Source organism: Escherichia sp. AM3, from assembly GCF_032029835.1.
Taxonomy (GTDB): Bacteria; Pseudomonadota; Gammaproteobacteria; order Enterobacterales; family Enterobacteriaceae; genus Escherichia; species Escherichia coli.
Window position 1 is genome coordinate 1 of sequence record NZ_JAVUPQ010000886.1, and the last position, 284, is coordinate 284.

The window sequence follows — 284 nt, forward strand, 5'->3', positions numbered from 1 at the left end:
TGGAAATCATTATCATGATAAAGTGTCATATCGTTTACATAAAGTCAAGATATATCAGTGTGGCAAGCCTGGCAGGATTCTCTAGGGAAGGGCAGGCATACTCAGTGCATAGCTGATGCACGGATGACGGCAGGGGGGAGGAGGCTGGTGACTTTCGGACGACTGTAGCGGCTTACATCGGGCTTCGGCGGTATCATATGAAACAGCGGAGTGCCGCCTTCCATGCCGCTGGCGCGGCATATCCTAGTGACGATATCTGAATCGTTATATACTGTGTATATACG

General features: G+C 49.6%; 1 protein-coding gene. It reads right to left on the reverse strand.

Annotated features, from left to right (window positions below; genetic code table 11):
- Positions 1-101: 101 nt before the first annotated feature.
- The coding region (locus RTW80_RS28890) for a hypothetical protein (RefSeq protein WP_071593442.1) at positions 102-284 on the reverse strand (183 nt) is incomplete at its 5' end.